The 8,133-nt window shown below is 31.2% G+C and carries 7 protein-coding genes; 2 read left to right on the plus strand and 5 right to left on the minus strand.

Annotated features, from left to right (window positions below; genetic code table 11):
• Positions 1-161: 161 nt before the first annotated feature.
• From Q0929_RS08350 to Q0929_RS08370, 5 genes are read right to left on the minus strand one after another with little or no spacing between them, the layout of a single operon-like run.
• On the minus strand, positions 162-506 hold the full coding sequence (locus Q0929_RS08350) for a toprim domain-containing protein (protein ID WP_299239752.1): 345 nt from the start codon (positions 504-506) through the stop codon (positions 162-164).
• Entirely contained in the window at positions 499-978 is a 480-nt protein-coding gene (locus tag Q0929_RS08355) for a histidine kinase (protein WP_299239755.1), read from the minus strand. The genes Q0929_RS08350 and Q0929_RS08355 overlap by 8 nt, the downstream gene beginning before the upstream one ends.
• Positions 979-994: 16 nt before the next feature.
• On the minus strand, positions 995-1,822 hold the full coding sequence (locus Q0929_RS08360) for an MqnA/MqnD/SBP family protein (RefSeq protein ID WP_299239757.1): 828 nt from the start codon (positions 1,820-1,822) through the stop codon (positions 995-997).
• 15 nt (positions 1,823-1,837) lie between these two features.
• Positions 1,838-3,202, minus strand: a complete 1,365-nt coding sequence (gene bioA / locus Q0929_RS08365) for an adenosylmethionine--8-amino-7-oxononanoate transaminase (RefSeq protein ID WP_299239759.1) — start codon at positions 3,200-3,202, stop codon at positions 1,838-1,840.
• A 4-nt stretch (positions 3,203-3,206) separates the two neighbouring features.
• On the minus strand, positions 3,207-4,601 hold the full coding sequence (locus tag Q0929_RS08370) for a L,D-transpeptidase (RefSeq protein WP_299239763.1): 1,395 nt from the start codon (positions 4,599-4,601) through the stop codon (positions 3,207-3,209).
• Between the two features lie 448 nt (positions 4,602-5,049).
• Between Q0929_RS08370 and Q0929_RS08375 the strand changes: the two genes are divergently transcribed.
• Entirely contained in the window at positions 5,050-7,110 is a 2,061-nt protein-coding gene (locus Q0929_RS08375) for a thioredoxin domain-containing protein (protein ID WP_299239767.1), read from the plus strand.
• Positions 7,111-7,119: 9 nt separating this feature from the next.
• Complete coding sequence (locus tag Q0929_RS08380; protein WP_299239770.1) at positions 7,120-8,076, plus strand: biotin--[acetyl-CoA-carboxylase] ligase; 957 nt, start codon at positions 7,120-7,122, stop codon at positions 8,074-8,076.
• Positions 8,077-8,133: the final 57 nt, after the last annotated feature.

The raw sequence follows: 8,133 nt of genomic DNA on the forward strand, positions 1-8,133 counted from the left end.
CTTATTAATAGGTTTTTAACAATGAATAATTATTAGCGTAGTGTATAATTAATTAAAGAAAAGCAATAAAACGTATGCAGAAAAAAATAGACTATTCTATGATTTTCTATTATTGGACAAAGCAATTAATATATTCTGTAGCTTTCAAAAATTTTACAACACTATGGTAAATTTTCTATTTCTTCAACATTCAAATCTTTCAAAAACTCCCTAAAAGAGAGATCTACTTCTGTACCTTCATTTTCAAGAATCTTTTTGAACTGTTGAACCATTTTATTTCCATGTTTATCTAAATCAAAAAGTATTATTACTTTACTGTAATTTTCTAAAATTTTCTCGGCAACATCGTAAAATCTCTGGCCTTTTAAAACGATTACATTTTTTATTCCATAGTTTGACAACTTTCTTAGATCATTAATTCCTTCTACCAAAACGCATACATCCGATTTCGTAGATTCTTCTCTAAGTTTTTCTTTCCAATCTCCAAAACTTTGAAACTCACTCAACTTGCTTTGTCCCAAGAAATTTTTTAACAAATTCAAAGATTTTAGATAGCACGGATTTATGTTTTTCAGGTTCTTTAAGAATTTGTTTGACCGCTTCTTCGCCTTTTATGTCTTTTAGTTTATTCGTAATTACCAAAAATACTTCTAAAGGATTAAAAGGTATTTCAAAAACTTCAGCCACACCCATTGCTTTGTAATAATCTATGTCATCTTTTGTTATATTTTCTGCTATTATAATAAAAGGAATATCTTTTAATGATTCATCTCTTTTCATGAATGCCCAAACTTGAAGCGAAGGAATGTTATTAACTTTTGGATGCGCTATTATTCCGTGAAAGTTTCTATCTGTTGTTAAAATATCTATTACTTCCTTTACTGATCCTATTTTTATTACTTCTGATTGACTAAGTGAAGCAATTTCATCTAATATTGTATATATCTCTTCACTTTCACCTAAATATAATATCCTCATCGTCAATACCTCTTTGTTATACGAAAGTAATTTCTGGTAAAACTGGAATTAATTTTTTTTCATAAGCTTCTTTTAAAAATAGCTCTATAGCTTTTTTCCCCCTCTCTCCGTAGTCTACTGTTAAATCATTAACATACATTCCTATGAATTTATCTGCTTTGTCCTTTGTCATTCCTCTTGCGTATTTTAATGCATATTCAACTGCTTCATCTCTATGAGCTAAGGAGTACTTAATGCTTTCTCTCAATATTTCGGAAATTTCTTTCATTGCTTCAATTCCAAGGTCTTTCCTGATTACGTTGCCACCAAGTGGAAGTGGAAGACCGCCTGTCTTCTCATACCACCATTTTCCTAAATCAACTATACATTTTAAACCTTCGTCTTGGTAAGTTAGCTGTCCTTCGTGAATGATTAGCCCAGCGTCAACCTTTCCTTCCTTTACAGCATCCATAATTTGGTCAAATGGAAGTGCGACGTAATTTATATCCGGCTCAAAAAGTTTTAAGGCTAAAAACGCAGACGTTAACGTACCGGGAACAGCTATTTTTTTGTTCTTTAATTCGTTAGCCGGAAAATCTTCTTTTGCTACTACCATAGGTCCGTAATTATCTCCCATGCTTGCTCCGGATGATAACAAAGCATACCTATCTGCAACATATGGAAAAGCATGAATTGATATTGCTGAAACTTCATAGGTGCCTTTTAATGCTTCTTTGTTTAAGGTCTCTATGTCTGATAGTACATCTATAAATTCATAACCTTTAGTATCAATCTTTTTTGTATTGATTGCATAAAACATAAATGCATCATCAGAATCTGGACTGTGGGCAACTCTTATTATCATTTTATCCTCCATTTATTAATTTCCGCAGACTTCAATAATACTTTCTTTTAAACTATCTAAGAAATAATTAAGCTCTTCTTCTGTTGTTGATAATGGCGGCATGATTACCATTACATCACCAAGCGGTCTTATCCATATTCCTCTTTTAAGCATTGCCTTTGCCACTTTAAACCCCATTCTTTCTCCGTATGGATAGGGCTGTTTTTTTTCTTTATCTTTTACAAGCTCAACACCAGCCATAAATCCATATTGTCTTACGTCAATAACATGGTTTAACTCTAAGAATTCTTTTAGTCTTTCTTCTAATAATTTAATCTTTGGTTGTAATTTTTCTAATGTTTTTTCTTCTTCGAAAAGCTGAATGTTTGCTAATGCTACGTTGCAAGCTACAGGATTTCCTGTGTATGTATGTCCATGATAAAAATGTTTAGCTTCTCCAAATTCTCCAAGAAATTCATTAAAAATCTCATCTGTTGTTAAAGTTGCTGCCAATGGCAAATATCCTCCTGTTATCCCCTTTCCAAGAGCCATTATGTCTGGTTTAACATCTTCTTTTAAACATGCAAACATCTTCCCAGACCTACCAAATCCTGTTGCAACTTCATCAACAATCATTAAAATGTTGTATTCTCTACAAATTCTTTCTATTTCTTTCAAGTATCCTTTTGGAAATGGTAAAATACCGGCTGCACCTTGAACGCCGGCCTCTAAAACAAATCCTGCAACTGTTTGATGATGCTTAAAAACAAACTCTTCCACTTCGTCTATCAATTTCTTTGTAGTTTCTTCTGTTAAAGCTTTTTCTCTACCGGCTATTTTCACAGCTTGTAAGTAAGGAGAAGGTAGCTTATAAACATCAAAAAGTAAAGGTCTGTATTTTTCATGGAAAATGTTGATGCCGCCTATGCTGACACTACCTATTGTATCGCCATGATAAGCTTCACTCAGTGTTATAAACTTGTTTTTTTCTTTCATTCCTTTATTATGCCAATAATGATAGGCTATTTTTATTGCAATTTCCATTGCTTCAGAACCATCTTCACTGTAGAAAACCTTACTTAAACCTTCTGGGGTGATGTCTACAAGCTTTTTAGCAAGTTTTACGGCTGGTATATTTGATGCTCCAAGGGTTGTGAAATGAGATATTTTACTTACCTGCTCACAAATAGCTTGATTTAATTTTGGATGATTATGTCCATGAACATTACACCATAAAGAAGAAACGCCATCAAAGTATTTATTTCCGTAAATATCAATTATATAATTTCCTTCTCCTCTTTCAACTATAACATTATCCTCTTCTCTATAAACTTTCATCTGTGTGAAAGGATGCCAAAAATATTCCTTATCCCACTGCTTTAAAATCTCTTTATCTTCCATTTTTTCACCATGCCTTTATAGCAAAACTTTTTCCAAATAAATCTGTTTTATAAAAATCCAAAAATCTTTTACTAACAATATTACTCTTTTCAAGCTCCTTTATCGCATCATCATCAAAGGCTTCAACAGCTTTTTCTGAATTTACAAATATTTTATAAGGAATTTCTCTACTTACGACCGGTGTTCCGATGTCCACGACTTCGAAAAGTTTTTCAACATCTTCGTTATACATTCTTATACATCCATGACTGACTTTCATTCCAATTCCATACTCTTTGTTTGTTCCATGCATTAAAAATGAAGTATTTCCAAGTCTCATCGCTCTTGTACCAAGTGGATTATCGGGTCCTGGTGGAAAAACTGGAGGTAAATCAGGCTGTTCCTTTCTTATGCTTTCAGGTGGATACCAAGCAGGGTCTTTTCTTTTTTGAGAAATTTTAAATTCACCTATTGGAGATTGTGCATCGTCTGCTCCTATACCTATTGGATAGGTAATGACATAACTTTCATCATTAATTTTTATTGGATAATAAAGTCTTTTTTCATAAATATTGATATAAATAGTACCATATTTGAAATCTTTAACGGGTAAAATTCTTTTTAGTGGTACAACTACAATTTGATTTTTTCTTATGTCAAAAGGGTCAAGTAGCGGATTGGCATTTTTTAGTTCGTAGTATCCAAGGTCAAGAGTTTTTGCCAGCTCGAACATTGTTTGGTCTTTTTCAGCTATATAAATGCTTAGCTCACCAATAACAGGTACCGCCGGGTCTAATTTAAAAATATCTTTATTTAAGATAAAGTCTACTCCATTGTAGTTTATAAGCTTCGTATTTTCACCAAAAAATTTTATATCCTTTGAATAAACTAACTTTTTAACTTTTTCTTTTTTGTTGTATATCTTGTTTAAAATAATTTCTCTAATTTCATCGCTTTCATTTTCTTGAGCCAAGGATTTAAAGCCATCGTTTGAAATTCCCAATTTTTCAAGTATATAATCTTGACCTTCTTTATACTTTCTTTCTAAGAATAAAAGCATTGCAACTTGATAGATTCTATACTTACCGTATTGAGAAATTCTATCAAAGTTGACATTTTTTACATATTCAAGCATTTTTCCTTCTTGTCTGCTTTTATACAAGGAATGTACTAAAATAAAGTTTATAATCTCATAGTTTAAATCGTCCAAGGTTTCATTGTTTAATAAATTTGAAGCTGTTTCTATTGCCTTTGAGTATAACCCATCATTATAAAACTTTAATGCAGAGCTGATACTCTTTTCTGTAGTTTTTGATGATGCTCTTATCTTTGCAATCTTAAACAAATCTTCTTCTGCATATGAAAGTTTAAATAAAGATAGAATAAGTAATAACAATAAGGATATCTTTTTATTTCTCATTGTTTCAAACACTTACCTCTGATCATCATTAAATTTTGAATATTCTAATTTTATCATATAATTGGAAGTAAAAAATTAGTGGTTTTTTATAAAATTTAAAAAATGATATCTTTTGGCTTGCAGCCTCAGAATAAGAGTGTTCCAAAATTCTAGAAAATATGAGATTCTTCGCCGGCTGCAGAATGACAACGTTGATTTTTGGAACAGTTTCGTCTCAGAATTAACAAGATATAAGCTAACCTTTAACATTAAATATGTTTGATGTTTATTTTCTTTCTATGAGGAAGCTTGCCAGTGCAAAAGAATACATCCCATAGATACTCAGATATATCCTTAGCAGTTTTTCTGTATCCTGAGTGTTTTAACTTTATTAATTATGATAAATCCTATTGTTAAACTTCTTGCAGTTATCTAAGATTTTAAACAAAATAAGAGTACAGAGGTAATCATGAATAAAAAGCCAAACAGACTTATAAATGAGAAAAGTCCATATTTACTTCAGCATGCTTATAATCCGGTGGATTGGTATCCTTGGTGTTATGAAGCGTTTGAAAAAGCAAAAAAAGAAGACAAACCAATCTTTTTGTCCATTGGATACTCATCCTGCCATTGGTGTCATGTGATGGAAAAAGAATCTTTTGAAGATGAAGAAGTTGCAAAAATTCTAAATGAAAACTTTGTCTCTATAAAAGTAGACAGAGAAGAAAGACCTGATATAGATTCTATTTATATGAATGTTTGTCTTATGTTTAATGGAAGTGGTGGTTGGCCTTTGACCATCATTATGACTCCGGATAAAAAGCCATTTTTTGCAGGAACTTATTTCCCAAAATATTCAAGACCCGGCAGAATAGGACTTGTAGATTTGTTAACAAGCGTAGCTGAATACTGGAAAAACAATAAAGAAGACTTAATCCAAAGAGCAGAAAAAGTTATTGAGTATCTTAAAAACGATTTTAAAGGAAAATCTGACGAGATTTCAAAAGATATTATAGACGCATGTTATTTAGATTTAAAATCAAGATTTGATAAAGAATATGGCGGATTTTCTATCAAGCCAAAATTTCCAACTCCCCATAACATTATGTTTCTACTTAGATACTACTACCATACAAAAGAAATAGAAGCTTTAAAAATGGCTGAAAAAACGCTCATTAATATGAGACTTGGTGGTATGTATGACCATGTAGGGTTTGGATTTCATAGATACTCAACAGATAGAGAGTGGTTACTGCCTCATTTTGAAAAGATGCTATACGACCAAGCAATGTTAACAATGGCATGCACAGAAGCCTATCAACTTACAAAAAACAATTTCTATAAAAAAGCCGCACAAGAGACTATAGCTTATGTTTTAAGAGATATGACATCTAAGGAAAGCGTTTTCTACTCTTCTGAGGATGCAGACAGTGAAGGTGAAGAGGGTAAATTTTATACATGGACTATCGATGAACTTAAAGAAGTTTTAAATGACGAAGAGCTAAGTCTTGTAATCAAAGTTTTTAATGTTAAAGAGGAAGGAAATTATTTTGAGGAAGCTACAGGACATTTGACAGGAAGGAATATTTTATATTTAAAAAAACCTATAAGAGAGCTGGCAAATGATTTAAACATGAACCAAAACCAATTAGAGACAAAATTGGAAGAGATTAGAAAAAAACTTTTTGACGCAAGAGAAAAAAGAGTTCACCCACAAAAAGATGATAAAGTTTTAACAGACTGGAACGGACTTATGATATCTGCATTGGCAAAAGCAGGAAAAGGGTTTGAAGATAAAGATTTCATAGAAAAAGCAAAGACTGCAGCAGATTTTATTTTAAACACGATGTTTAAAAATGACATTCTGTACCACTTATACAAAGACGGAGAGGTAAAAGTTGAAGGACTTTTAGATGATTATGCATTTTTTAGCTGGGGGTTGATTGAGATTTATGAAGCTACAGGAGATATTAAATATCTAAAATCAGCGTTAAAATTGACAGATTTAATGATAGAAAAATTTTACGATTTTGAAAGTGGCGGATTTTTCCTAAGTCCTAAAAATTCAAAAGATGTGATAGTTAGACCAAAAGAAGCTTTTGACGGAGCTATTCCATCGGGAAACTCGGTCTCTGCTTACAATCTTTATAGATTGTATTTAATTTCAGGAAATGAAAAGTATTATAACTTTGCTATAGAAACACTAAAAGCATTTGGCGGTGAGATTAAAAGACTTCCATCTTACCACTCAATGTTTAATATTGTTTTAATGCTTGTTTTCTATCCAACTTCTGAAGTAGTGTTAGCCGGAAACTGTGAAAAGGTTTTAGATAAAATAAATACCGAATTCATTCCTAATAAAGCGATTGTCTTTTTAAACAGAGAAAACGAAAAACATATAAAAGAGTTAATTCCGTACATTAGCAACATGGTTCCATTCGATGAATGTGATATCTATGTTTGTAAAAATTTTAGTTGTAATTTACCAACAAAAGATTTAGAATATGCTTTAAATCTTATGAAAGATTAAAGGTATTAAATGATTGACGAGATAAAACTGATACAGCTTTTAAAAGAAAAAAAGATATCAGGCGAGCAGTTAGCACAAATCTATAAAGTTTCACGTGTTGCAGTATGGAAAAAGATTAAAAAACTCAAAGACTTAGGATACAAAATAGAATCAGACAGGCATGGATACAGAATAATACAGCCACCTGATAAACTCTTACCACAAGAAATAATTCCAAACTTAAAAACAAAATTCATAGGAAAAAACTATCTTTATTTTAAAGAAATTGACTCTACAAACATACAAGCAAAAAGAGAAAACTACGAAGATGGAACGGTGATTTTTGCAGAGTCACAAACAGCCGGAAAGGGTAGAAAAAATAGAAAATGGCAAAGCCATAAAGGCTTAGGATTATACTTTTCAATAGTCTTAAAACCGGAAATAGAAGTAAACTATTTATCTCATTTTAGCCTGCTATTTAATTACAGCGTTTTTAAAGTTTTAAAAAATTACATTAATGGAGAGATAAAAATCAAATGGCCAAATGATATTTATTTAAATGGAAAAAAAATAGCCGGCTTTTTGATCGAAAGCAGTATAGAAAATAACAGCATCTCAAAGTTAATCGTCGGTGTAGGAATAAATGTAAACCAATCGATAAAAGATTTTGAAGAAGATATTAAAGAAGTAGCAACATCTTTAAAAATAGAAGATGGAAAAACATTTAGCAGAAAAGAAATATTTTTAGACATATTGCAGCAAATAGAAAAAGACTATTTAAAATTCATGAAAGAAAAGTACTTAGACATTAAAAAGATTGAAGAAAATCTTCTTTGGCTAAATCAAGATGTTATGATTTTAGAAGATGGAAAGCCAATACTTTCAGGAAAACTGATTGGTCTAAATGAAGATGGAAGCTTAATGCTAAAAACTGACAAAGGTTTAAAATTTGTATACGTTGGAGATTTAAGTATTAGAAATAAATAAAAACATGTCATCCTCGGCTTCGCCTCGGATAGAATCAAAATAAATAAACTAAATAAA

Source organism: Sulfurihydrogenibium sp. (assembly GCF_028276765.1).
Classification (GTDB): domain Bacteria; phylum Aquificota; class Aquificia; order Aquificales; family Hydrogenothermaceae; genus Sulfurihydrogenibium.

What these genes read in the sequence shown, in the direction of transcription:
- Q0929_RS08355 (WP_299239755.1), bottom strand. Translation starts at nt 978, where the DNA reads ATGAGGATATTATATTTAGGTGAAAGTGAAGAGATATATACAATATTA.
- Q0929_RS08360 (WP_299239757.1), bottom strand. Translation starts at nt 1,822, where the DNA reads ATGATAATAAGAGTTGCCCACAGTCCAGATTCTGATGATGCATTTATG.
- bioA (WP_299239759.1), bottom strand. Translation starts at nt 3,202, where the DNA reads ATGGAAGATAAAGAGATTTTAAAGCAGTGGGATAAGGAATATTTTTGG.
- Q0929_RS08370 (WP_299239763.1), bottom strand. Translation starts at nt 4,601, where the DNA reads ATGAGAAATAAAAAGATATCCTTATTGTTATTACTTATTCTATCTTTA.
- Q0929_RS08375 (WP_299239767.1), top strand. Translation starts at nt 5,050, where the DNA reads ATGAATAAAAAGCCAAACAGACTTATAAATGAGAAAAGTCCATATTTA.
- Q0929_RS08380 (WP_299239770.1), top strand. Translation starts at nt 7,120, where the DNA reads ATGATTGACGAGATAAAACTGATACAGCTTTTAAAAGAAAAAAAGATA.